At 67.0% G+C, this 23779-nt stretch carries 23 protein-coding genes; 16 read left to right on the forward strand and 7 right to left on the reverse strand.

What is annotated here, in order from left to right:
• Positions 1-22 precede the first annotated feature (22 nt).
• The 6 genes from NUV79_RS07910 (at position 23) to NUV79_RS07935 (ending at position 7073) form a co-directional block, all read left to right on the forward strand.
• Complete coding sequence (locus NUV79_RS07910; RefSeq protein ID WP_257732520.1) at positions 23-1204, forward strand: ceramide glucosyltransferase; 1182 nt, start codon at positions 23-25, stop codon at positions 1202-1204.
• A complete protein-coding gene (locus NUV79_RS07915; RefSeq protein WP_257732521.1) occupies positions 1194-1619 on the forward strand; it encodes an ASCH domain-containing protein in 426 nt (141 codons plus the stop codon). Before NUV79_RS07910 ends, NUV79_RS07915 begins: the two co-directional genes overlap by 11 nt.
• Positions 1616-4039, forward strand: a complete 2424-nt coding sequence (pheT, locus tag NUV79_RS07920; RefSeq protein WP_257732522.1) for a phenylalanine--tRNA ligase subunit beta — start codon at positions 1616-1618, stop codon at positions 4037-4039. Before NUV79_RS07915 ends, pheT begins: the two co-directional genes overlap by 4 nt.
• 234 nt (positions 4040-4273) lie before the next feature.
• Positions 4274-5176: an alpha/beta fold hydrolase gene (locus NUV79_RS07925; RefSeq protein WP_257732523.1), complete on the forward strand. Its 903-nt coding sequence runs from the start codon at positions 4274-4276 to the stop codon at positions 5174-5176.
• Positions 5173-6249 carry a tartrate dehydrogenase gene (locus tag NUV79_RS07930; RefSeq protein ID WP_257732524.1) on the forward strand — a complete coding sequence of 359 codons (1077 nt, stop codon included), beginning with the start codon at positions 5173-5175 and terminating at the stop codon, positions 6247-6249. Before NUV79_RS07925 ends, NUV79_RS07930 begins: the two co-directional genes overlap by 4 nt.
• A gap of 80 nt (positions 6250-6329) precedes the next feature.
• A complete protein-coding gene (locus tag NUV79_RS07935; protein WP_257732525.1) occupies positions 6330-7073 on the forward strand; it encodes a TerC family protein in 744 nt (247 codons plus the stop codon).
• Between the two features lie 10 nt (positions 7074-7083).
• Here the strand turns inward: NUV79_RS07935 and NUV79_RS07940 are convergent, their stop codons facing one another.
• Positions 7084-7578: a 4'-phosphopantetheinyl transferase family protein gene (locus NUV79_RS07940; RefSeq protein WP_257732526.1), complete on the reverse strand. Its 495-nt coding sequence runs from the start codon at positions 7576-7578 to the stop codon at positions 7084-7086.
• A gap of 227 nt (positions 7579-7805) precedes the next feature.
• On the opposite strand from NUV79_RS07940, the gene NUV79_RS07945 reads away from it, so the two are divergent.
• The 4 genes from NUV79_RS07945 (at position 7806) to NUV79_RS07960 (ending at position 10835) form a co-directional block, all read left to right on the forward strand.
• Positions 7806-8537 (forward strand): AzlC family ABC transporter permease, encoded by a 732-nt coding sequence (locus NUV79_RS07945; RefSeq protein WP_257732527.1) that lies wholly within the window; start codon positions 7806-7808, stop codon positions 8535-8537.
• Positions 8524-8841, forward strand: coding sequence for an AzlD family protein (locus tag NUV79_RS07950; RefSeq protein ID WP_257732528.1), 318 nt, complete (start codon positions 8524-8526; stop codon positions 8839-8841). Before NUV79_RS07945 ends, NUV79_RS07950 begins: the two co-directional genes overlap by 14 nt.
• A gap of 126 nt (positions 8842-8967) precedes the next feature.
• Entirely contained in the window at positions 8968-9840 is an 873-nt protein-coding gene (locus NUV79_RS07955) for a branched-chain amino acid aminotransferase (protein WP_257732529.1), read from the forward strand.
• A gap of 17 nt (positions 9841-9857) precedes the next feature.
• Positions 9858-10835 (forward strand): NAD(P)H-dependent flavin oxidoreductase, encoded by a 978-nt coding sequence (locus NUV79_RS07960; RefSeq protein ID WP_257732530.1) that lies wholly within the window; start codon positions 9858-9860, stop codon positions 10833-10835.
• Position 10836: 1 nt separating this feature from the next.
• On the opposite strand, the gene murJ is transcribed toward NUV79_RS07960, so the two are convergent.
• Both murJ and NUV79_RS07970 read right to left on the reverse strand, forming a co-directional pair.
• Positions 10837-12363 carry a murein biosynthesis integral membrane protein MurJ gene (gene murJ, locus NUV79_RS07965; RefSeq protein ID WP_257732531.1) on the reverse strand — a complete coding sequence of 509 codons (1527 nt, stop codon included), beginning with the start codon at positions 12361-12363 and terminating at the stop codon, positions 10837-10839.
• A 6-nt stretch (positions 12364-12369) separates the two neighbouring features.
• Positions 12370-13329 carry a glycosyltransferase family 2 protein gene (locus NUV79_RS07970; protein WP_374678998.1) on the reverse strand — a complete coding sequence of 320 codons (960 nt, stop codon included), beginning with the start codon at positions 13327-13329 and terminating at the stop codon, positions 12370-12372.
• A 272-nt stretch (positions 13330-13601) separates the two neighbouring features.
• Between NUV79_RS07970 and NUV79_RS07975 the strand changes: the two genes are divergently transcribed.
• On the forward strand, positions 13602-14435 hold the full coding sequence (locus NUV79_RS07975) for a ChbG/HpnK family deacetylase (RefSeq protein WP_257732532.1): 834 nt from the start codon (positions 13602-13604) through the stop codon (positions 14433-14435).
• Positions 14436-14549: 114 nt separating this feature from the next.
• The gene (locus tag NUV79_RS07980) at positions 14550-16235 is read left to right on the forward strand and encodes a methyl-accepting chemotaxis protein (RefSeq protein WP_257732533.1); all 1686 of its coding nucleotides are present in this window, start codon (positions 14550-14552) and stop codon (positions 16233-16235) included.
• 216 nt (positions 16236-16451) lie between these two features.
• On the opposite strand, the gene NUV79_RS07985 is transcribed toward NUV79_RS07980, so the two are convergent.
• Entirely contained in the window at positions 16452-17048 is a 597-nt protein-coding gene (locus NUV79_RS07985) for a superoxide dismutase (RefSeq protein WP_257732534.1), read from the reverse strand.
• Between the two features lie 287 nt (positions 17049-17335).
• Here NUV79_RS07985 and NUV79_RS07990 point away from each other — a divergent pair, with 287 nt between their 5' ends.
• Positions 17336-18688, forward strand: coding sequence for a hypothetical protein (locus tag NUV79_RS07990; protein WP_257732535.1), 1353 nt, complete (start codon positions 17336-17338; stop codon positions 18686-18688).
• Here the strand turns inward: NUV79_RS07990 and NUV79_RS07995 are convergent, their stop codons facing one another.
• A complete protein-coding gene (locus NUV79_RS07995) occupies positions 18689-20860 on the reverse strand; it encodes a S9 family peptidase (protein ID WP_257732536.1) in 2172 nt (723 codons plus the stop codon).
• A 328-nt stretch (positions 20861-21188) separates the two neighbouring features.
• On the opposite strand from NUV79_RS07995, the gene NUV79_RS08000 reads away from it, so the two are divergent.
• The 3 genes from NUV79_RS08000 (at position 21189) to NUV79_RS08010 (ending at position 23012) form a co-directional block, all read left to right on the forward strand.
• Positions 21189-21605 carry a Ros/MucR family transcriptional regulator gene (locus tag NUV79_RS08000; RefSeq protein WP_257732537.1) on the forward strand — a complete coding sequence of 139 codons (417 nt, stop codon included), beginning with the start codon at positions 21189-21191 and terminating at the stop codon, positions 21603-21605.
• 247 nt (positions 21606-21852) lie between these two features.
• A complete protein-coding gene (locus NUV79_RS08005; RefSeq protein WP_257732538.1) occupies positions 21853-22221 on the forward strand; it encodes a helix-turn-helix domain-containing protein in 369 nt (122 codons plus the stop codon).
• Positions 22218-23012 carry a DUF6456 domain-containing protein gene (locus tag NUV79_RS08010; protein WP_257732539.1) on the forward strand — a complete coding sequence of 265 codons (795 nt, stop codon included), beginning with the start codon at positions 22218-22220 and terminating at the stop codon, positions 23010-23012. Before NUV79_RS08005 ends, NUV79_RS08010 begins: the two co-directional genes overlap by 4 nt.
• Before the next feature lie 6 nt (positions 23013-23018).
• Here NUV79_RS08010 and NUV79_RS08015 read toward each other — a convergent pair whose 3' ends face one another.
• Together NUV79_RS08015 and NUV79_RS08020 are read right to left on the reverse strand one after the other, a co-directional pair.
• Positions 23019-23447 carry a SufE family protein gene (locus NUV79_RS08015; RefSeq protein WP_257732540.1) on the reverse strand — a complete coding sequence of 143 codons (429 nt, stop codon included), beginning with the start codon at positions 23445-23447 and terminating at the stop codon, positions 23019-23021.
• Between the two features lie 39 nt (positions 23448-23486).
• Entirely contained in the window at positions 23487-23756 is a 270-nt protein-coding gene (locus tag NUV79_RS08020; RefSeq protein WP_257732541.1) for a hypothetical protein, read from the reverse strand.
• Positions 23757-23779: the final 23 nt, after the last annotated feature.

The following is a 23779-nucleotide window of genomic DNA, read 5'->3' on the forward strand; positions in this document are numbered from 1 at the left end:
CGGCCGGTCAGGGGAGGGCGCGATGACGCCTGCGGGCTGGGCGGCGACGATCGCCGTGCTGCTGGTCGTGATGAACCTGGCAAGCCAGGCCATCGCGCTCTGGCGGCTGCGCCGGCCCCTGCAGCGCTCTGCCCTGCTCGAAGAATTGCCTGCTGTCACCATCGTCCGGCCGGTGCGCGGCATCGAGGCCTTCAGCCGCGAGACGGCGGTCTCGGGGCTGGAACTCGACTATCCCAGCTACAGCACGATCTTCTGCGTCGCCGACGCCCATGATCCGATCATCCCGCTGATCGAGGAACTGATCGGCACCTACGGCACCGGGAAGGACCGCCTGATCGTCGGGGACGTGCCGGTCAGCGCCAATCCCAAGCTCAACAACTGCGTGCGCGGCTGGGAGGCGGCGACGACCGACTGGGTCATCCTCGCCGATTCCAACGTGCTGATGCCCAAGGACTATATCCAGCGCATGCTGGCCGCCTGGCAGCCGACCACCGGCCTCGTCTGCTCGACGCCGGCCGGCTCCCGGCCGCTATGCATTGGCGCCGAAGTCGAATGCGCCTTCCTCAACGCCTTCCAGGCGCGCTGGCAATATGTCGGTGAGGCGCTGGGCCTCGGCTTCGCGCAGGGCAAGTCGATGCTCTGGAACAAGCCCTTCCTCGACGCCAATGGCGGCATCGCCGCGCTCGGCGCCGAGATCGCCGAGGATGCCGCCTCGACCAAGCTGGTGCGCAATACCGGCCGGCAGGTCCATCTCGTCGGCCAGCCCTTCGAGCAACCGCTTGGCCGGCGCCGACTGAGGGACGTCGTGCAGCGCCAGTTCCGCTGGGCGCGCCTGCGGCGCGTGACCTTCCTGCCGTTCTTCGCGCTGGAAATCCTCTCCACGCCTTTCCTCGCCGCCGTGCTGGCCACCTTCGGCGCTTCGGCCATCGGCCTGCCGGCCTGGCTTGCGCCACTCCTCGTGCTGCTCGTCTGGTATGCCGGCGATATCGTGCTGTCCGCCAGCGTTGGCTGGTTCCTGAACTGGCGTACGCCGCTCGCCATGCTGGCACGCGACATCGCCTTCCCCGGCATCTGGGCCTATGCCTTCGTCGGCGGCGAGGTGAGTTGGCGCGGCAACGCCATGAGGATCAGCACCGATGGCGCCAACAAGCTCAACGATGCCCTGCCGAAGGCGCCGGCACAGGCGGGGCACGATGGACGCTGACCTGATCGCCTCCCTGCCCGAGCGCTATCGCGGCTGCCCGAGCTTTTCCTTCGGCGACAGCCCGGAGCTCGCGACCGAGCTTGCCGCGCTGGTCGTCAGCGGCCGCAAGATCGCGACGGTGAACACGCTCGATGCGCCCGATTGCCCCAAGCTCAACGAGCTCTGGATCGTGCTCGACGGCGCTGGGCGGCCCGTCTGCGTCATCGAGACGCTCGAACTGATCCCGCGGCGCTTCGATGAAGTTGACGAGGCCTTCGCCTTCGACGAAGGGGAGGGCGACCGCTCCCTGGCCTTCTGGCGGGAGGCCCACGAATCCTATTTCCGGCGCATCGGTGTCTTCAGCCCCGACATGCCCTTGCTTTGCGAACGCTTCCGTCTGGTGGAGGTATTCGCCCCGATGGACGTAGACGCATGAAGTTCACGATCTCCTGGCTCAAAGAGCATCTCGACACCGACGCCTCCGTTGCGGAGATCGCCGAGACCTTGACCCGCGTCGGCCTCGAGGTCGAGGCGATCGAGGATCGCGCCGCCGCGCTTTCGGCCTTCACCATCGCCTATGTCATCGAGGCGAAGCAGCATCCGAACGCCGACCGCCTGCGCGTCTGCATGGTTGATACCGGCGCGGGTGAGCCCGTGCAGGTCGTCTGCGGCGCGCCGAATGCGCGCACCGGCATGAAGGGCGTGTTCTCGCCGCCGGGCAGCTACATTCCCGGCAAGAAGGTCACGCTCGGCAAGGGCGTGATCCGCGGCATCGAATCGAACGGCATGCTGGTCTCGGAAGCCGAGCTCGAATTGTCCGACGATCATGACGGCATCATCGAATTGCCTGATGATGCTCCCGTCGGCCAGCCCTATGCCCCGTATGCCGGGCTCGACGACGCCGTGATCGAGATCGCGGTGACGCCGAACCGCGCCGATGCGCTCGGTGTCGCCGGCATCGCCCGCGACCTCGCCGCCGCCGGCCTCGGCAAGCTGAAGAACGCACCGATCCAGCCGATCAGCGGTTCCTTCCCGTGCCCGGTGAAGGTGAAACTCGATTTCGCTGAGGACGACCGGAAGCTCTGCCCGGCCTTCGCGCTGCGCCTCGTGCGCGGCGTCAAGAACGGCCCTTCGCCGGACTGGCTGCAGGCGCGCCTGCGCGCCGTCGGCCTCAGGCCCATCAACGCGCTGGTCGACATCACCAACTTCATGACGCTCGACCGCAACCGGCCGCTGCACGTCTTCGACGCCGCCAAGGTGAAGGGCAATCTCACCGTCCGCCGCGCCAAGGCGGGCGAGACCATCCTCGCGCTCGACGGCAAGACCTATACGCTCACCGACGAGCAGGTCGTGATCGCTGACGAGCATGGCGTTGAGTCGCTCGCCGGCATCATGGGCGGCGAAGCCTCGGGCTCAAGCGAGACGACCACCGACGTGCTGATCGAGAGCGCGCTCTGGGACCCGCTGAACGTCGCCCGTTCGGGCCGCGCGCTCGGCATCAATTCGGATGCGCGCTACCGCTTCGAGCGCGGCGTCGATCCCGATTTCGCAGGCCCCGGCCTCGATCTCGCGACCGCGATGGTGATCGAGCTCTGCGGCGGCGAAGCCTCCGAGATGGAATTCGCCGGCGAACTGCCCGCCAGCCCCGCTGCCATCGATTTCCCCTGGTCCGAGGTCAAGCGCCTCACCGGGCTAGACCTGCCGCAGGCTGAGATGCAGGCGGCGCTGACCTCGCTCGGCTTCGAGGTCACGGGCGCGGGCGACCGCGTCACGGTCGCTCCGCCGTCATGGCGCGCCGATGTCGGCGGCAAGGCCGATCTCGTCGAGGAGATCGTCCGCATCGCCGGGCTCGATCGCGTCGCCTCGACGCCGCTGCCGCGCATCAAGGGCGAGGTCGTCAAGCCGGTTCTGACCGTGCTGCAGAAGCGCACCCGCACCGCCAAGCGTACGCTCGCGGCGCGCGGCCTTGTCGAAGCCGTGACCTGGTCCTTCATCTCGCATGATCAGGCCAAGCTTTTCGGCGGCGGCTCGCCGAAGCTGGCGCTCGCCAACCCGATCGCGGCCGATCTCTCGGACATGCGGCCCTCGCTGCTGCCGGGCCTGATCCGCGCCGCGCAGAGCAATGCCGATCGCGGCTTCCCCGATGTCGCGCTGTTCGAGGTCGGTCAGGTCTTCAAGAGTGACGAGCCGGAAGGCCAGCTCATCGCCGCGACCGGCTTGCGCCGCGGCACCGCCCGTCTCGACGGCACCGGCCGTCACTGGGATGGCGGCGCCAAGCCCGTCGACCTGTTCGACGCCAAGGCGGATGTGCTCGGCCTGCTTTCGGGGCTCGGCATTCCGACCGGCGGTCTCCAGATCGTCGCGGGCGGCCCGACCTGGGCCCATCCCGGCCGCTCCGCCACACTCCAGTTCGGCCCAAAGGGCGTGATCGGCGCCTTCGGCGAGGTCCATCCCAAGATCCTGAAGGCGCTTGACGTGAAGGGTCCGCTGGTCGCCTTCGAGATTCATCTCGATGGGCTGCCGCTGCCCAAGGCCAAGCCGACCAAGGTGAAACCGAAGCTCGTGCTCTCCGACTTCCAGCCGGTGACCCGCGATTTCGCCTTCATCGTCGATAAGGCGGTGGCGGCCGGCGACATGGTCAAGACGGCGCAGGGCGCCGATCGCGCGCTGATCGCCAATGTCGGTGTCTTCGATCTCTACGAGGGCGCGGGCGTCGAGACCGGCAAGAAGTCGGTCGCTTTGGCTGTCACGCTGCAGCCGACCGAGAAGACGCTGACCGAGGCCGAGATCGAGGCCGTCGGCAGCAAGATCGTCGCCGAGATCGGCAAGCGCTACGGCGCGACACTGCGCGGCTGATAGCGCTATCTCGTCATGGTCGGGCTTGTCCCGACCATCCACGTCGTTGCTGGTCGAAGGTCGTGCTCAAGACGTGGATGCTCGCCACAAGGGCGAGCATGACGGAGCGGCTCGCTCGCACTCGCCAACCAGAACTCCCTTCCCACCATTGATCGACATTATGTAATAATCCATGCGCGAAATCCCTGGGCTATCAGGGTATGCGCTGACGCATTCTTGCATCTTCGCGGTCCTATGAGCCTCACCGAACGTCCCGTCACGGACAATCTGTTTCCCGGTTTTCGCCTGCTCGACGTCCAGACGTCGGGGCCGCGCATTCGCGTGCGGGTGGGCGGGGAGGGGCCGCCGCTGCTGCTGCTGCACGGCTATCCGCAGACCCATGTGATGTGGCGCCGGATCGCCCCGCTGCTCGCCCCGTATTTCACCCTGATCTGCCCGGACCTGCGCGGCTACGGCGATTCCGACAAGCCGCCGAGCGACGCCGAGCACACGCCGTACTCGAAGCGCGCCATGGCGCAGGACATGGCCGAGGTGATGAGCGTGCTCGGGCACGAACGCTTTTTCGTCGGCTCGCATGATCGCGGCGCCCGCGTCGCGCATCGCCTAGCGCTCGACCATGGCGAGCGCGTGTTGAAGCTCGCGACCCTCGACATCGCGCCCACGCGCGAGATGTATCGCGACACGACCGATGCCTTCGCCCGCGCATATTGGCACTGGTTCTTCCTGATCCAGCCCGCGCCGATGCCGGAGCGCATGATCGAGAGCGATCCGGACTTCTACTGGACGAGCCGGCGCGCCGCGGACATGCGGCTGTTCGAGCCGGAAGCGCTTGCCGAATACCTGCGCTGCTTCCGCGATCCCGCGATGATCCATGCGAGCTGCGAGGATTATCGCGCCGCCGCGACGATCGACATCGCACACGACGATGCCGATGGTGGCCGCAAGCTCGCCTGCCCGCTGCTGGCGCTCTGGGGCGAGCGCGGCGTCATCGGAAAATGCTTCGACCCTCTGGCCTTGTGGCGCGAGCGTGCGCAGGATGTGCGCGGCCGGGCTCTGCCGGGCGGACATTATCTGGCGGAGGAGGTCCCCGATCTCGTCGCCACGGAGTTCAAGGCCTTCTTCGGAGAGACCGCATGACCGGCACCAACCGCGTTTACCGCATCGCCGTGATCCCCGGCGACGGCATCGGCAAGGAGGTCATGCCCGAGGGCCTGCGCGTGCTGGAGGCCGCCTCGAAGAAATACGGCTTTGAGCTGCGTCTCGACCAGTTCGATTTCTCTTCCTGCGACTACTACGCGAAGCACGGCAAGATGCTGCCAGACGACTGGAAGGAGAAGATCGGCGGCCATGACGCGATCTATTTCGGCGCCGTCGGCATGCCCCAGCAGGTGCCGGACCATATCTCGCTCTGGGGCTCGCTCCTGCTGTTCCGGCGCGAGTTCGATCAATACGTCAACCTGCGCCCCGTCCGCCTGATGCCGGGCGTGCCCGGCCCGCTCGCCAATCGCAAGCCCGGTGACATCGACTTCTTCGTCGTGCGCGAGAACACCGAGGGCGAGTATTCTTCGGTCGGCGGGCGCATGTATGCCGGCACCGAGCGCGAGATCGTCATCCAGGAGACGGTTATGAGCCGCGTCGGTGTCGACCGCGTGCTGAAATACGCCTTCGAGCTGGCGCAGCGCCGCCCGCGCAAGAAGCTGACCTCCGCCACCAAGTCGAACGGCATCTCGATCACCATGCCCTACTGGGACGAGCGGGTGAAGGAGATGGCCAAGCACTATCCGGGCGTCGCCGTCGACCAGTACCATATCGACATCCTGACTGCGCATTTCGTGCTGAATCCCGACCGCTTCGATGTGGTCGTCGCCTCCAACCTGTTCGGCGACATCCTGTCCGATCTCGGCCCGGCCTGCACCGGCACGATCGGCATCGCGCCCTCCGGCAACATTAACCCGACCGGCGATCACCCCTCGCTGTTCGAGCCGGTCCACGGCTCGGCGCCGGATATTGCCGGGCAGGGCATCGCCAATCCCGTCGGCATGATCTGGTCGGGTGCCATGATGCTCGACCATCTCGGCGAGCATGAGGCTGCCAAGGGGATCGAGGCCGCGATCGAGCGCGCGCTCGGCGATGCCCGCACCCGCACGCGCGATCTCGGCGGCTCGCTCGGCACGGAAGCCGCCGGCAAGGCTGTGGAACAGGCGCTCTAGGGTGCTCGGCTACTTCATCAAAACACGCCGGCCTGATCCGGCTCTCTGACAAACTGCAAAAAAAAGGGGCAACCTGACCAATGGATTTCGCATCTTCCGCCTTTTGGACTTCACTGCTCCAGATCATCTGGATCGACTTGCTGCTTTCGGGCGACAACGCGGTCGTGATCGCGCTCGCCGTGCGCTCACTGCCGGAGAAGCAGCGTAAGGTCGGCATCTGGCTCGGCGCCGGTGCGGCGGTGGGCCTGCGCATCATCTTCGCGGTGGTGGTCAGCTACCTCCTGAACATCCCGTTCCTGAAGGTCGTCGGCGCGCTGCTGTTGTTCTGGATCGCCATCAAGCTCGCCAAGGGCGAAGAAGAGGCGCATGGCGAGATCGAGGCCAGCGACAATCTCTGGAAGGCGGTACGCACCATCGCCATTGCCGATGCGGTGATGAGCCTCGACAACGTGCTCGCGATCGCAGCCGCCGCCCGTGGCCATTTCGAGCTGTTCGTCTTCGGCCTGCTGCTGACGATCCCGCTGATCATCTTCGGCGCCCGCCTGCTCTCGTCGGTTCTCGAGCGCTTCCCGATCCTGATCTGGCTCGGCGCCGCCCTGCTCGGCTGGATCGCGGGCGAGATGCTGCTCAGCGACATGGCGGTGATGCAGTGGCTCCAGGTCCATATGCCGAGCTGGGTCCAGGCCGTGCCGGTCTCCGAGACGAACCCGGCCGGCCTCCTGCCCGCCAAGGTGCCGTTCTACACGGCGGCGGTGCTCGGTGCGGCCTTCGTCTGCATCGTCGGCTATTCCCTCAAGAAGAAGCCGATCGATCAGGCGGGCTGATGGCTTCAGCCTAGCTGGTAACGAAGATCGCGGCGGCCATGATCTCATGGCCGCCGTTTTTCATGGTGCGGAGAACACCGATGGCGTCTGTCGGGGCGGAGGCGTCCGCTACCCGAAACGCCTTCTCCGACAGAAGCGATACCGCGAAACTCTCCGGTGCCCGCCGGAAGCCCGATCCCAACGCCTTCACATAGGCTTCCTTCGCGGCCCAGAGGCGCGCGAAGCTCCGGGGGCGCTCGGCGGAGGCGACGGCGTCGAGAGCGCTGCGCTCGTCGGGATGCAACAGGTCGAGCGGCGGTGCAGCTCGCTCGTCGACCTGTTCGACATCGACGCCCAGCGGATGACGCGCCAGGCCGACGGCGACGATCCCGGCCCGTGTCGCCAATGAAAGATGCAGGCCGGCTTCCTGGGGGAGATCAAGAAAAGGACGACCGGCCGCGTCATGCGCGATGGCAACGGCTTCCTCCGGGCAGCCAAGCTGGCGCGCCACGATCCGCCGCGCCATGCCACGCCTCAGCGTGGAGCGCTCCGTCAGGTTGCGCGGAGCGGCATTCGTCCGGACGAGCCAGATCGCGGGCAGGGCAGAGGCGATGGCATCGGCGTCGTCGAACCAGTGCATGCCTCATCTGTAGTGCCCCTGCCGAAGGCTGTCGCGCCCTGCGCGGAATTCATGCAGCCGCGCCGTTCGTGCGCGTTGACCTTCGCGCCGGCTTTCACGCTTCTGGAAGGATCATGTCGCCCGACCCGAACACGCCGCCGGCCGTCCCGGACGCACCGATCACTGCCGCGGGCATGATGCTCGGCCTGCGCAAGGTCTCCGTGCTGATGCCGGGCATCGTCGTCTTCGCCGTCGCCTTCGGGGCTGCCGCGGCGGCGAAGGGGCTGAGCCTTTTCCAGACCTTGCTGATGAGCGGCTTCGTCTATGCCGGCGTCGCGCAGCTCGTCTCGCTGGAGCTCTGGCGCCCGGAATGGAGCTGGGGCGCCATCGCCGGCATCGCCGTGGTCACCGCGACCGTCAATGCGCGCATGGTCCTGCAAGGCGCTTCGCTGCAACCCTGGTTCGCCAAATATCCGAAGGCGCTCAATGCCTTCCACCTCTTCTTCTTCACTGATGCCAACTGGCTGATCGGCACGCGCTACCGCGCCGAGGGCGGGCGTGATCTCGGCGTTCTGGTTGGCGCGGGCTTGGCGCTCTGGCTGGTCTGGGTGATCGCCACGGGCGGCGGCTACATGCTCGGCGCGCTGGTCAGCGATCCGCGCCGCTACGGCATCGATCTCGTGATGCCGATCTTCTTCGCCGCGATGATCGTGCCGCTCTGGCGCGGGAAGCGCGGCATGGTGCCCTGGGTCGTCGCAGGCCTCGTCGCGCTGGTCACGGCCCGGCTCATCGACGGCTATGCCTTCATCATCGTCGGCTCGCTCGCCGGCGCGGTCACGGGAGCGTTCAGCGATGACGCTGCCTGATCCCGGCACCTGGGGCGCGATCATCGCCATTACCGCGATGGCGGCCGCGACCTATCTCTGCCGCATCTCCGGCGTGGCGCTGATGAGCATCATCCCGCTGACGCCCCATGTCCGGCGCGGGCTCGCGGCCCTGCCGGGTTCGATCGTGGTGGCGACCGTCTTGCCTCTGATCGAGCGGCTGGGTTGGGCTGCGGCGATCGCGCTGCTGGCCGCTGTCGGCACCATGATCCTGCGGCGCAGCGAGCTCCTGGCGCTGCTCGTCGGCATGGCCGCGATCTCCGGCCTGCGCGCACTCGGCTTCTGATCCATCACGCGGGCCGATTGCTTCCATCACATCCCGTCATCGCGATATGCGTCGCGGCATGTTGACGGCGAGCGGTGGGGGGAGGACGGTGCGGCTGAGTTAAATCGCCTATAATGGAGCGCCGTCATGGCATGGTATTCTCAGACGTGGACCTGGTTCGATGGCGCCTGGCATGAGGGCAACCCCGGCATCGTCGGTCCGCGCAGCCATGTGCTCTGGCAGGCCTCCTCGGTCTTTGACGGCGGCCGCTATTTCGATGGCGTCGCGCCGGATATCGACCTGCACGCTGCCCGCGTGAACCGCTCGGCCACCGCGCTCGGCCTGAACCCGACCGTCGAGGCCGACTTCATCGTCGGGAAGATGTTCGAGGGCGTCAAGAAATTCGCTCCTGGCACGGCGATTTACGTCAAGCCGATGTACTGGGGCGAGGCGGACGGCCCGTCCACCATCATGCCCGATCCGGAATCGACCCAGTTCGCGCTCTGCCTGTTCGAGGCGGCGATGCCGCAGCCGACGGCCGGCTTCTCGGTCACCAAGGGCGCCTTCCGCCGCCCGAGCTACGAGACCGCCCCGACGGATGCCAAGGCGGGCTGCCTCTACCCGAACAATGCCCGCGTGCTGAAGGTGGCGAAGGCCGCCGGCTTCGACAACGCGCTGGTGCTCGACATGCAGGGCAATGTCGCGGAGACCGCGACCTCGAACATCTTCCTCGCCAAGGACGGCGTGGTGAAGACCCCGGTCCCGAATGGCACCTTCCTGAACGGCATCACCCGCCAGCGCGTCATCAAGCTGCTGCGCGAGAGCGGCGTGCCCGTCGAGGAATGCAGCCTGCGCTACGAGGATTTCGAGCAGGCCGACGAGATCTTCATGTCCGGCAACTACTCGAAGTGCATGCCGGTGACCCGTATCGACAACCGCACGCTCCAGCCCGGCCCGCTCTTCCGCCGCGCCCGCGAGCTCTACATGGACTACGCCCACAGCAAGCCGAAGGCGGCCTGAGCCGGAAGGCTACATCCATGGCGCGCCTCGCCACGCGATTGACCGAACGCCTCGGCGTCGCCCATCCCATCCTGTCGGCGCCGATGGCGCTGGCAGGCGGCGGGGCGCTGGCTGCGGCGGTCACGCGTGCAGGCGGCCTCGGCCTGATCGGCGGCGGCTATGGCGACGCCAGCTGGATCGAGCAGCAATTCGCCGCAGCCGGCAACACACAGGTCGGCTGCGGCTTCATCACCTGGTCGATGGCCAGGAAGCCCGAGCTTCTGACGCAGGCGCTGGCGCACAAGCCGGCAGCGCTGATGCTCTCCTTCGGCGATCCGCGCCCCTTCGCCGACGAGATCGCGGCGGCGGGCGTGCCCTTGATCTGCCAGTGCCAGACGCTCGCCCATGTCCGGCAGGCGATCGAGGCGGGCGCTACCATCATCGTCGCTCAGGGCTCCGAAGCTGGCGGACACGGCGCCGACCGCGCGACGCTGCCCTTCGTGCCGGAGGCGGCGGACCTGATCGCCCGCGAAAGCCCTGATACGCTTCTGCTGGCCGCAGGCGGCATCGCCGATGGCCGTGGATTGGCCGCTGCCCTGATGCTGGGCGCTGATGGCGTTCTGGCCGGCACGCGCTTCTGGGCGAGTCGCGAGGCGCTGGTGCATGAGCGCCATCACGCTGCGGCCATCGCAGCCACCGGCGACCAGACCGTGCGCTCTTCCCTGCCGGATATCGCTCGCCAACTCGACTGGCCGAAGCCCTTCGATATCCGCGTCTCCGACAACGCCTTCATCGCGAAATGGGCTGGTCGCGATGCGGCGCTCAAGGGGGCCGTCGCAGCCGAAGGCCCGGCCTATCGCGAAGCCTTCATGGCCGGCGATCCTGACAAGGCCGCCGTCATCTTCGGCGAGGCAGCGGGCTTGGTCGCGGATATCCTCAGCGCCGGGGAGATCGTCGAGCGCATGGTGGCCGAGGCAACAGCCTTGCTCGGCGGCGCGAAGCGCTTCCTCGCTTGAGCTAGCGCAGCAACCTGAGCAGCCCCGTCACCTTGAGCAGGCCGCCCGCGAGCACGGCGTAGAGCACGGCCGCGACGGCGGACACCAGCAGGACCGCCATCAGGAGCGGCTCGAAGGGCAGGGCGGCCGTCAGCTTGAGCGCGAGCGGCTTGCCCCACCAGGCCAGCAGGCCGCAGATAGCCGCCACGCTGCAGATGATCGCCGCGAAGCCGGGCAGGCGCCGGTCGAGCGCGGTCAGGCCGCGTCGCCGCGCCAGCACGAAGAGTACGATCAGGTTGACCCAGGCGCCGGCCGCCGTCGCCAGGGCCAGTCCGGGTGCGCCCCAGTCGCGCCAGAGCAGGAGCTTGATCGCGACATTGCAGGCGATGGCCGCGAGCGCGACCAGCATCGGCGTCATCGTGTCGCCGCGCGCCTGGAAGGCCGAGACCTGCGTGCGGATCATCACGATCGCCGGCAGGCCGAGCGCATAGGCGAACAAAACCGCGCCGGCCGCCGCGCTCGCCGGTGCATCGAACTCGCCGCGTTGAAACAGCCCGGCGATCATCATCTCGGGAACAGCGACGAAGGCCGCGACGAAGGGCGCACTGGCGGCGAGCGAGATCGCGATGGCGCGGCTCTGGGCGCGATTGGCGGCGGCCTCGTCGCCCCGTGCGATGGCGCGGCTCATGGCGGAAAGCGCGACGGTGCCGACCGCGATCGCGATCAACCCGAGCGGCAGCTGGTAGAGCCGCTCGGCATAGTAGAGCGCGGCATAGCCGCCGCGCGGCAGCATCGAGGCGATGATGCCGTCGGTGAAGATCGCGATCTGCACGCCGGCCGAGCCGATCACGGCCGGCCCGAACACCTTGAGGAAATGCCTGACGCCGGCATCCATGCGCGGGCGCACCACCTTGCCGGAGACGCCGGCTCGCCGCGCCGCGACATAGAGCAGGATCCATTGCGCCACGCCGGAGATCGCGACGCCCCAGGCGGCGGCATGGGCCGCGCTCGGGAACAGGAAGGGCACGGCCAGCGCAGCGACGATGAAGACGTTGAGCAGGATCGGCGCGGCGGCGAAGGCGGCATAGCGCTCGACGGCATTGAGCGTCGCGCCGAGGAACGTGACCATGGTCACGAACAGCAGATAGGGGAAGGTGATCCGCGTCAGTGCGACCGCGAGCTCGAAGACCGCCGGGTCCTTGGTGAAGCCCGGCGCCAGCACGGTCACCAGCCAGGGCATCAAGGGCAGGGCCAGTGCCAGCAGGACGATCTGCACGATCAGCTGGATGGTGAAGAGCCGGTCGGCGAAGAGATTGGCGGCCTCGCGTCCCTCTTTCTCGGCGATCAGTGCATAGGTCGGCACATAGGCCTGGTTGACGGCGCCTTCGCCGAAGATCGCGCGAAAATGGTTGGGCAGACGCAGCGCGACCGAGAAGGCGTCCATGATCGCGCCGGCGCCCAGCACGGCCGCCAGCACGATGTCACGGACGAATCCGGTGATCCGCGAGATCAGCGTATAGCCGCCGACCGACAGGATGCTCTTGAGCATGAAGGCCTAGCGGATCAGCGGCGGCAGGGCATCGCCGCGCGGATGGTCGACGGTGCGGGCGTCGAAGCCGATACGCTCGCCGATCAGGTAGAGCGGCCGGCGCTTCACCTCGGCGAAGATGCGCCCGACATATTCCCCGATCATGCCGAGCGACAAAAGCTGGATGCCCGAGAAGAACATGATCGAGACGATCAGCGACGGGAAGCCGGGCAGGTCGGTGCCGAACAAGAGCGTGCGGAGCAGGAAGTAGACCGCGGAGAACGCAGCGATCACGGCAATGATCGCTCCCGACCAGGTCGCGATCTTGAGCGGCACGGTCGAGAAGGAGGAGAGGCCGTCGAAGGCGAAGGAGAACAGCTTGCCGTATCTGAACTTGGACTGGCCGTGCTCGCGCTCGGCGACATGGAAGGGCACGCCGATGGAGCGGAAACCGACCCAGGCGTAGAGCCCCTTCGAGAAGCGCGCCCGCTCCGGCAGGGCCCGCAGGGCATCGACGGCCTTGCGATCGAGCAGGCGGAAATCGCCGGCACCTTCCGGCAGCGGGGTTTCGCCGAAATAGCCGAAGAGCCGGTAGAACAGCTTGGCGAAGCCGCGTTTCATCCGGGTCTCGCCGTCGCGGTCGGTGCGCTGCCCGTAAACATTGAGATAGCCCTCGCGCCACTTGGCGAGGAAGGCGGGGATGGTTTCCGGCGGGTGCTGGAGATCGGCATCCATGATCACGACAGCGTCGCCCAAAGCATGGTCGAGCCCGGCTGCGATCGCGATCTCCTTGCCGAAATTGCGGCTGAAGGAGACGGCACTGATACGCGGGTCTGCGGCGTTGAGATCGCGGATCGCGGCCAGGGTCTCGTCGCGGCTGCCGTCGTCGACGAAGACGATTTCCCATGACGCGACTTCGCCGGTCAGCGCGGTCCGCAACCGTTCGACGAGCAGCGACAGGTTGGCGGCCTCGTTATGCACGGGCACGACGATGGACAGCTCGGGCCAGCGGGAGGCCCGAGGCGTACGTTGAACCGGCTGGGACCCGATATCCGACACGAACGACCTTTCAGCGAGGATGCATCGCCTCGCAGGCGAGGCGCGACGCACAGAACCGCAAAGCTTGCCGCCCGACAAGCCCGGAATGGCCTGCCCTTTCATTCCGGCGCGGTCGATCCGGGTTCGCCTCCACAAAAGGGTTGCCACGACCGCGGAAACGGGCGACGGCGGCTCTGGCGCGCATGGAGGGCGAGAACGCGATGGCGAATGGCTTTATCCTGTGTGCCGATGATTTCGCCATGACGGACGGCGTCAGCCGCGCGATTCTCGACCTGCTCGGGCGCGGCAAGCTGACGGCGACCGGGGCGATGACCAATCGCCCGCACTGGCGCCGGCTCGCACCCGAGCTCCGCGTTTTCGCCGACAAGGCCGATCTCGGTCTGCATCTCAACCTGACCTGTGCGTCACCGCTCTCGGCGATGCCGCAACTCGCGCCCGGCGGCACTTTGCCGGGTCTCAAGGACCTTGCACGCGCCGCCGCGCTCTCACCGGCTGTGCGCAAGGAAATCGCGGCGGAGATCATGCGCCAACTCGATGCCTTCGAGGAGGCGCTGGGACGCCCGCCAGATTTCATCGACGGGCACCAGCATGTGCATGTTCTGCCCGGCGTGCGGCGCGCGCTGCTCGATTGCCTCGCCCGGCGCTATCCGGCCGGCTCGCTTTATGTCCGCGATCCCGCGGACCGTCCGGTGGCGATCAAGGCGCGCGGCGTCGCGGTCGGCAAGGCTTTCGTCATCGCCGGTCTCGCTGCCGGTTTCCGCAACGCGGCGCTGCGACGGGGCCTGCGCGTCAATCGCGGTTTTTCCGGCGTAGCGCCCTTCGATCCGCAGCGGGATTTCGGCGCGGATCTCGCCCGCTTCCTGATCGCGCCGGGCTCGCGCCATCTCGTGATGTGCCATCCCGGCTTCATCGACGACGAGCTCGCCAGCCTCGATCCCGTCATCGCGACACGGCCTGTCGAGCACGCCGCCATCGCTGCCTTTGTACCGCCGCCGACCCTTCCGTTACGTCGCTTTGGCGCCCTGGAAGGCTGATCGTCGAGGGCACGCCCGCAAGCGATTTGTTTACCGGCATCGGCCATTCTGTCGCAGGATTGGAGGCGCCGCGCTTTGCCGCAGCTTGCGCCGGTTTCGGAGATGATCGGCTCGATGAAGGTGTTCAGGCGCGCAGCCGGCGCGGGAGAGCCGGCGCAGCCGGGCAGGCAAGGCCTTGGCTCCCTCAGTCGGCAGATCGCGGCGGCAGCGGTGGCGATCGTCGCCATTGCCGTCGTCTTCGTGGTGATGGCGATCGCCCGATACAACGACGCCCGCACGCGGGCCGACCTCGACCAGAAGGTCACGGCGCTGACTCTGATGGTGGTCAACGCCGCGCCGTCGCTGATCCTGTCGCGGGACAACAGCACGCTCGGATACATCCTCGCCTCGCTGCAGCGCGATCCCGATTTCGATGCCGGCATCGTCGCCGACGATATCGCGAGCCTGGCTTCCGCCGGGCGCACCGTCGAGGCACGCCTGTCGCTGACGCCGCGCTGGCTGGCCGAGCGGATCGGCGAAGAGCCCTGGAATGCGCTGCAGACGCGCAACGAGATCGACATCGAGGACGATGTCTACCTGACCAAGATCTATGCCGTCCGCGTCGGCAATCTGCAGAAGCAGATCGGCTACGTCGCCCTGCGCTTCGATAAGACGCGCCTCGTGGCACGCGCCGCCTGGGAACAGTTCGTGACCATGGGGCTCGGCTTGCTCATCCTGCTCGTGCTCGGCCCGCTGCTCTGGTTCTCCTTGTCGCGGGCGATGCGCCCCCTGCGCAGCATGACCAAGGCGATCGTCAGCATCTCCGACGGCAATCTCTCGACGCCGATCGACGCGCTCGGCCGGCGCGACGAGATCGGCGCGATCGCCCGCGCGCTCGGCGTCCTCAAGATCCGCCTCGCCGAACGGGCGACGCTTGAGGAAAAGCAGAGCGCGGCCGAGGTCGAGAGGATCGCGCGCCAGCAGGGCGTCGACCATGCGATCACCTCGTTCCGCACGGAGGTCGGCCTCGCGCTCGAGGCCTTCAAGAGCAACGCCGAGCGGATGCGTGAGGCCTCCGACGGCCTTGCCCGCGTCGCGGCCGAATCCTCGGAGCGTGCGGCCCGCGCGGCCGACAACGCCCATGGTGCCTCCGGCAACGTCGAGAACGCCGCGCAGGCGGCCGAGGAGATGGGCGCTGCCATTCGGGAGGTGGAATTCCAGGTCCGCCGCGTCCGCACCGAGATCGTCGAGGCGGCTTCCGTCTCGCGCGACACGGCGGGCTCCGTGCAGGCGCTCGACGAAACCGCTCGCGCGATCGGCGAGGTCGTCAACCTGATCCGCGATATCGCCGCCCAGACCAACCTGCTCGCCCTCAATGCGACCATCGAGGCGGCGCGCGCCGGCGAGGCAGGCCGTGGCTTCGCCGTGGTGGCCAACGAGGTCAAGTCGCTGGCGGCCCAGACGGCCGACGCGACCGACCGCATCGTGGCGCAGGTCGCCGCGATCCAGGGCGCGACCGGCGAAGTCGTCGGCTCGATCCAGAACATCGCCGAGCGCATGAACGCCATCGAGAAATTCGCGAACTCGGTGGCGACCTCGATCGAGCAGCAGGCCATCGCGACCGGCGAGATCGCCAGCGGCGTCGCCATGGCCAGCACCTCGGCTCTTTCGGTGTCGAGCGATCTCAGCGTGCTCGCCGACAGCGTCGAGGAGACCGGGCGTTCGGCCGAACAGGTGCGTGGTGCGGCGGGCGAGGTTGCCGACCAGGCGCAGCGCCTCGACTCGACCGTCGACCAGTTCCTGCGCAACGTCGCGGCCTGAGCGGCGGCTCGGCTGGGTTGGGCATACCTGTCATCCCGTGCGCGGTGCAGCGCGCAGCGTTGCGCCGCAGACACGGGACCGCGTGACGAGAAGGCGCCTTTCCGGGGGACGGTCCCGCATCTGCGCAGCGGCACTTCGCGCCGCGGCGCGTGCGGGAAGACACCCACAAAAAAACGGGGCCGTGAGGCCCCGTTCTCGTATCCGGCTACCCGCCGATTACTTGGCGGCGTCGAAACGCTCGGCCACGTAGTCCCAGTTCACCAGGCTTTCCAGGAAGGCCTTGAGATAGTCGGGGCGACGGTTGCGGTAATCGATGTAGTAGGAGTGCTCCCAGACGTCGACGCCGAGGATCGGGGTCGCGCCATGGACGAGCGGGCTCTCGCCGTTCGGAGTCTTGCTGACGGCGAGCTTGCCACCCTTGACCTCGAGCCAGGCCCAGCCCGAACCGAACTGGCCGACGCCGGCCGCGACGAAGTCTTCCTTGAACTTGTCGACCGAGCCGAACGAGTCGACGATCGCCTTCTCCAGCGCGCCCGGGATCTTGCCGCCGCCATTCGGCTTCATCCACTTCCAGAAGTGGAGGTGGTTGTAGTGCTGGCCGGCATTGTTGAAGACGGCGGGGTTCTTGCCATAGGAGCCCTTGACGATCTCCTCCAGCGACTTGCCCTCGAATTCCGTGCCCTTGATGGCGTTGTTGCCGTTGGTCACATAGGCGAGGTGGTGCTTGTCGTGATGGTACTCGAGCGTCTCCTTCGACATGAAGGGCTGGAGGGCATCATGGGCGTAGGGAAGATCGGGAAGGGTAAAGGACATGAGGCCTCTCCTCGGGCTGTGAAATCGCTTGAAATGAGAATGGCCTGCCAGGGGCAGGCTGAGCCGTGGAGGCCCTGCCATTCCCCGCGATAGTTAAGCGCCTGCGCGCCGGTCCACAACCGCTCCTGCTGCGAAAAGCATATGTCTTCTCGACAGGCCGCCACAATCGCGCCAGATTTCTCACCCTAAGCCCTCTCGATTGGAAACGCTCCCTTATTCAATGCGTTAGATAGTGACGCGACGCTCGCTACGGCCTGGCGCCGGTCAGGCCCTGCAAGGATACCGATTTGATCGCGATTTTTACCGTTCTGGGCCTGATCCTGACCGGCGGCGGCGCCTACGCCATCTATGACGGCTGGCCCTATCTGGTGCTTGAGCGGGGCTTCACCCAGGTCATCATCGGCTCGATCGCGAGTGGCTCCGGCCTGATCATGCTCTGCCTCGCCTGGATTCTGAAGGAAATCAGGGCAATACGGCGCGCGCTGGTCGAGGCGCTGGCGCCGCGTGCGGACCTGTCGGCTCCTGACGTCGCGGTGGCGGAGGTTGCGCCGGCCGTGACGGTCGCTATGCCGCGAGCCGAACATCCCTCGTTTTCACCTGCTGTCGCTCCTGTCGCCGTCGGTGCGGCGGCCGGCGCCTTGGCGACAGGCGCCGCGGCACACGCTCTGGCGGCCTCCGAGGCCGAAAGCCCCCCCGCTTCCGCTGAGACGCCGTCCTCGTCCGGTGACCGGGACCTGTTCGGCGCGCTCGTGACCCGGAATTTGCAGGAGCAGGAGGCGGTCTCAGGCGAACGGCCCGAGGAGGCTTCCGAGCCTGCGACGGCCTCGGCCGAGGAAGCCGAGCCGCTGCCCGACATGTTCGGAGAGGCGCTGTCCGCGGCGCCGCCGCAGCCCGCCCGATACCCCTTCACCTTCGAGCCGGATGAGCAAGGCTTGACTGAACCGGCCGCCGCGACGCTCGAAACGCCTGCTCAAGAGGAAACCTTCGTCGGATCGGATGAGCCGGGCGCCTCCGCCCACCTGTCCGCTGATGCCGAAGCGGACGGGCCGCCGCCGTCAGTCGAGCCGGAAGCCGAACTTGACGAGTTCAGTGCCTTGCGAGCCAGCCTGGCGGGGCATCTCAACGAGCCGGAGCGTGAAGCCGGCCGCGTCGAGCCCTCCTTTTCGGCGGAGTCGGACCCCTTCGCTGAAGCGGAGACCTGGATGGATCGCGCCTCGCCTCGCCGCGAGCCCTGGCTCGATTCACCGCCGGTCGAAGATCTGGAAGCCGTCGCGAACGAGGAGGCTCCGGTCTGGCCGCCGCGAACCGAGGCCCCCGTCTTCGATATGCCGGTCGAGCCTGTGACCGTTGATGCAGAGGCTGAAGCGGGGCCCGATTTGCCTGTTCGCGAAGATGCCGACGACGCCGAGCCGGAGGTAGAGCTCGCGCCGGCTGGAGCCGAGGATGTTCCGGCCGCGGCGGACAGCCGTCCCGCGTCCGACGAGGGCATCGTCGGCGCCTATCAGGTCGGCGATGCGCATTTCACCATCTATGCCGATGGCTCGATACGGGCGCGGACGCCCGATGGCGAGTACAGCTTCGCCTCGATGGACGAGCTCAAGGTCTATCTCGCCAGCGAGAAGAGCCGGCTGGGCGTCTGATCAGACGACCTTCGCCGCGTCCCAGCCTTCGCCCACCGTATGGATGGCGAAGGCATAGGCCAGCGCCGTTTCCTTCAGCGAGTCGAAGCGCCCGGCCGAGCCGGCATGACCGGCCTCCATATTGGTGTGCAGCATGACCGGCCCGCCGCCGGTCATGGTGGCCCGCAGCCGCGCGACCCATTTCGCCGGTTCCCAATAGGTCACGCGCGGATCGGTCAATCCGGCCATGGCGAGGATCGGCGGATAAGTCTGTGCCGTCACGTTGTCATAGGGCGAATAGCTGCGGATGGTCTCGAAGGCCTTCACGTCGCGGATCGGGTCACCCCATTCCGGCCATTCCGGAGGGGTCAGGGGCAAGGTGTCGTCGAGGATCGTGTTGAGCACGTCGACGAAGGGAACCTCCGCGACGATGCCAGCGAAGAGCTCCGGCGCCATGTTGGCGACGGCGCCCATCAGCATGCCACCGGCGCTGCCACCTTCGGCAACGATGCGGCCGCGCGCCGTAAAGCCGGCGTCAGTCAGTGCTTCGGCGGCGGCGATGAAGTCCGTGAAGGTGTTGCGCTTGTTCTCGCGCTTGCCGTCGAGATACCAGCGCCAGCCCTTCTCGGTGCCGCCGCGGACATGGGCGATCGCATAGACGAAACCGCGGTCGACCAGGCTGAGCGGCCGCGTCCGGAACGAGGCCGACATCGCCGAGCCATAGGAGCCGTAGCCATAGAGCAGGCAGGGCGCCTTGCCATCGAGGGCGAGATCGGCCCGGTGCAGGATCGAGATCGGAACGCGTGCCCCATCCGCTGCCGTGGCGAAGATGCGGCGCACCTTGTACTGCGCCGGATCATGCCCGGAAGGCACGTCCTGCCGCTTCAGCAAGGTCCGTTCGCCGGTGGCGAGATCGTAATCATAGGTTTCGGCCGGCCGCGCCATTGAGGCATAGATGAAGCGCAGCGTATCGGTCTCGAATTCGTAGCCGGCATCCATGCCGAGCCCATAGGCCTCCTCGTCGAAGGCGATGCTGCTCTCCATGCCGGTGGCGAGGTCGCGGATGACGATGCGCGGCAATCCATCCTCGCGCTCCAACCGGATCAGCCGCCCCTTGAGGCAAACGTGGTCGAGGATCAGGCGCCCCGGCTTGTGTGCGATCAGGTCGCGCCAGTCGGCCGGAGCCGGCGCATCGACGGGGGCTGTGACGATCTTGAAGTCCTCGGCACCATCGGCATTCGTGAGGATGGCGAAAACGTCGCCGTGATGCTCAAGGCTGTACTGGCGTCCCGGTTCGCGGGCTGCGACGAGAGCCGGCCGCGCATCCGGCCGGTCTAGATCGAGGATGCGCGTCTCCGACGTCTCGTGGTCGCCGATCGTGATCAGCAGGAAGCGGCCTGACTGGGTCTTGTCGATATCGACGAACATGCCGGCATCGGCTTCGTCATGCAGCAGTTCGTCGGCCTCGGCGGGCGTGCCGAGGCGGTGGCGCTTCACCCGCGACGGGCGATGATCATCATCGAGCGCGACATAGAAGAACGAGCGGGAATCGCTGGCCCAGATGATCTCGCCGGTTGTATCCTTGACGAGATCGGGCAAGTCGCTGCCGCTCTCCAGATCCCGGATATGGATCGTGTGCAGCTCCGAGCCCGCCTCATCGGCGCTCCAGCCGAGCAGGCGATGATCCGGGCTGTGCTCCGCGTCGCCGAGATCGAAGAAATCCTTGTCCTCTGCCAGGGCATCGGCATCGAGCATGATCTGCTCGCCTGCCCGGCCGCTCTTGCCTGCCATGCCGCGCGGCTTGCGGCAGATCAGCGGATGCTCGGCGCCCTTGCGATAGCGCGAATAGTACAGGAACGGCCCGTCCGGTTGCGGGACGCTCGAATCGTCCTCCTTGATCCGGCCGCGCATTTCCTTGACCAGCTCCTTCTGCAAGGTCCGGGTTGGTAACATCAGCGCCTTGCAATAGGCGTTTTCGGCTTCGAGATAGCTGCGGATGTCGGCAGGCAGAACCTCGGGTTCCCGCAGCACGTCCTTCCAGTTGGCGGCGCGCAGCCAGCCATAATCGTCGCGCAAGGTAACACCATGGACCCGGGTTTCCGTCGTCCTGATCTCGGCCTGCGGCGGCGACGGCAGGCGCCCCTGCCTGCTGGGCGCTTTGGTGGGGGCGTGACGGGCCTGATCCGTGCTCATGACGATCTCCGACTTGGGACGCGACAGGTAGAGGCGGCGGGAACAGCTTGCAAGACACTCGCGCTGCAGCGGCTTTGGTTTTGCCGGTCAGTGCAGCGCAGCATCCGAATGATGATTTGTTGAGCTTTGGGCGTCTCAATTGTTGAGATATGCTGGCTTGCGCAACTAAACAGTATCGAATAAACGCTTATCTCGATCAGTCCGCATTGTCCGATTCTGGGCCGATGGTGCTTGACCCACTATTGGTAGTATTTATCAGGCTGTCGGGTGCGAGGCGGTGGGCGATCAGCGTAGAACGTTACCAAGAACGATAAGGAGAGACATCGCCATGACCGAGACCGATGGAGCGGATTTCATTGAACTGACGGCGGATATCGTTTCCGCTTACGTCTCCAACAACTCCGTACCGGCCTCCGATCTGCCGGCCCTGATCAGCGAAGTTCACTCGGCGCTGAGCCGCGTGATCGGCGGCGCCGCGCCGGTGGTGCAGGTCGAGGCTCCCAAGCCTGCCATCCCCGTGAAGAAGTCGATCACGGCCGACTACCTGATCTGCCTGGAAGACGGCAAGAAGTTCAAGTCGCTGAAGCGCCACCTGCGCACGCAGTACAACATGTCGCCCGAGCAGTATCGCGAGAAGTGGGGCCTGCCGCCGGACTATCCGATGGTCGCGCCGAACTATGCCGAGGCGCGTTCTCAGCTTGCGAAGAAGATGGGCCTCGGCCAGCAGCGCCGCAAGCGCCGCTGAGAGACGGCTCCGGTGCAGGACGCGCCGCGCGGATGAGTGTCTTCGGCTGTTCAGCCAGCCGTAGGAATTGCTCAGGGTGTACCGACATGACAAAGCCGCCGATGATCTCGGCGGCTTTTTGTTGCGCCTCGCTGGACAGGGGCGGGGATAAGGCAGGCCCCGGGCTTGCTAATCCGAATATAAGAATATAATCCTATTCATGCGATGCCTTGCCGGCAGAGCCAGCGGAGTTGAATAGGAACATATCATGAACAATCGAGGCGGCCAACCGCAAGCTGTCCTGCGCGCAACGGCCGGCGCGCGCCTGGCGGAAGTGACAACCGTGGCGGCGGCCGGCATCCCGCTGGCCGGCCTGCGTTCCGCGAACCGGGGCCGGAAGCCGATCGCATTGGCCCGCCAGACGGCGATGTACCTCGCCCATGTCGCCTTCGGCCTCAGCCTGACCCGCGTCGGCATCTGTTTCGGCCGGGACCGGACGACGGTCCGCCATGCCTGCGCGCTGATCGAGGACCGCCGCGACGATCCGGGCCTGGAGTTCGGCTTGACGGCGCTTGAAGCCGCTCTCCTCGCCAACATGGCGAAGTTCGGTGGCCAGTTCGTGGAGGCCGGCCGATGACGGGCGAGATCGAACGCAACGAGCGCAATCGGCTCCTGAAGCACCTCGCTGGGCCGGGATGCTATGGCCTCGTCTCGCCTTTGGGTTGCGGCCGCATCGCGCTTTTCCGCACCGTGAACGGCACCAGCCTCGGCGCCGGCCACGTCTCGTCCGAAGCGGCCGCGGCATTGGAAGCCGAGGGCCTGGTAGCCTGGTCGGCCAATGGGGGGGCCTCCCGGCTTGGCCTTGCGATGTCGGAGCCGGGTTCGGCACCTATGAAGAAGACCCCGCCTGAGGCAGGCAAGATGCAGGCCCCCGCCATGAACGATCGCGAAAGCCCCCTGCTTTGGCTGCATCGCCGGCCGGGCAAGGACGGCAAGCCGCAGATCAGCGACGCGGAATTCGCGGCGGGAGAGCGCTTCCGGGCCGATGTCACCCTGGCGGGCATGCTACCGCGCACGACAATGAACTGGGACGCTGCCTTCACCCCGGAACAAGCCGGGGCAGGGCCGCGTGACGTTGCCGGCTCGTCGGATACGGCGCTTGCGGCGCGTCAGCGCGTCAGGCTTGCCTGTGATCGCCTCGGGCCGGAACTGTCGGGCCTAGCGATCGACATCTGCGGCTTTCTCAAAGGGCTCGATCTCGTCGAGAAGGAGCGCCGCTGGCCGCCGCGCTCGGCCAAGGTCGTGCTGCGCGTCGCGCTGGCGGCGCTGGTAACGCATTACGGCCTTGATCGCCGGAGACGACAGTCCGGATTACGCCGCTGGCAGGCAGAAGGCGCCCGGCCGAGCGAGTTCCCGGCGTCCGGCTGAATGCGTTCAGGCCGCAGCCGCCGTCTGGGCGTCGCGCTTGATGCGGTCGATCATCGCGCGCACGCCGTTCGAGCGCTGCGGCGTGAGATGAGCGGCGAGGCCGAGGCGCTCATAGATGGCAAAGGCGTCGGTGGCGAGGATGTCGGAAGCCTCCCGCCCGGAGAAGATCGCCAGCGCCAACGCCACCAGCCCGCGCACGATATGGGCGTCGCTGTCGCCGACGAAGCGCAGCCGCGTCTGCGGCCCGCCGCCGCCTTCGCGATGGGCGACGAGCCAGACCTGGCTTGCGCAGCCGCGTACCTTGTTGACATCGACATGGTCCGCCTCCGGCAGGGGCTCGAGGCTCTTGCCGAGTTCGATGAGGTAGCGATAGCGATCGTCCCACTCGTCGAGCAGTTCGAAATTCGCGACGATGTCGTCGAGGCTTGTCGTCATGCCGGCCTCTTCCCGCGATTGCGGGAGGGCGTCAAGCGGTCAGCGCTGTGCGCCCTGCTTCCCGACCATGGCTGTCGCGGCGGCGTTCAGGATACGCTCGCGCAGGACCGGGTCCATGCCCGCGAGGATTTCGGCTGCCTCGCGCGCCGCTGTCAGGCTGCCGGCCACGGTGCGGCCCTCGGCGCGAACGGTGTCCGTGACCTGCTTCACGGCCTGCGGCAACGCGGCATCGGCCGGCTTGCCGCTGTGCACCGGCGAATTCACGGCGATCATGCCGATGATCGCGATCTTGCGCAGCAGATGGGCCATGTCGGTCTCCTTCGCCGGCGCCT

This window comes from Allobosea sp. 47.2.35, assembly GCF_024655635.1.
In the GTDB taxonomy this organism is placed as follows: Bacteria; Pseudomonadota; Alphaproteobacteria; order Rhizobiales; family Beijerinckiaceae; genus Allobosea.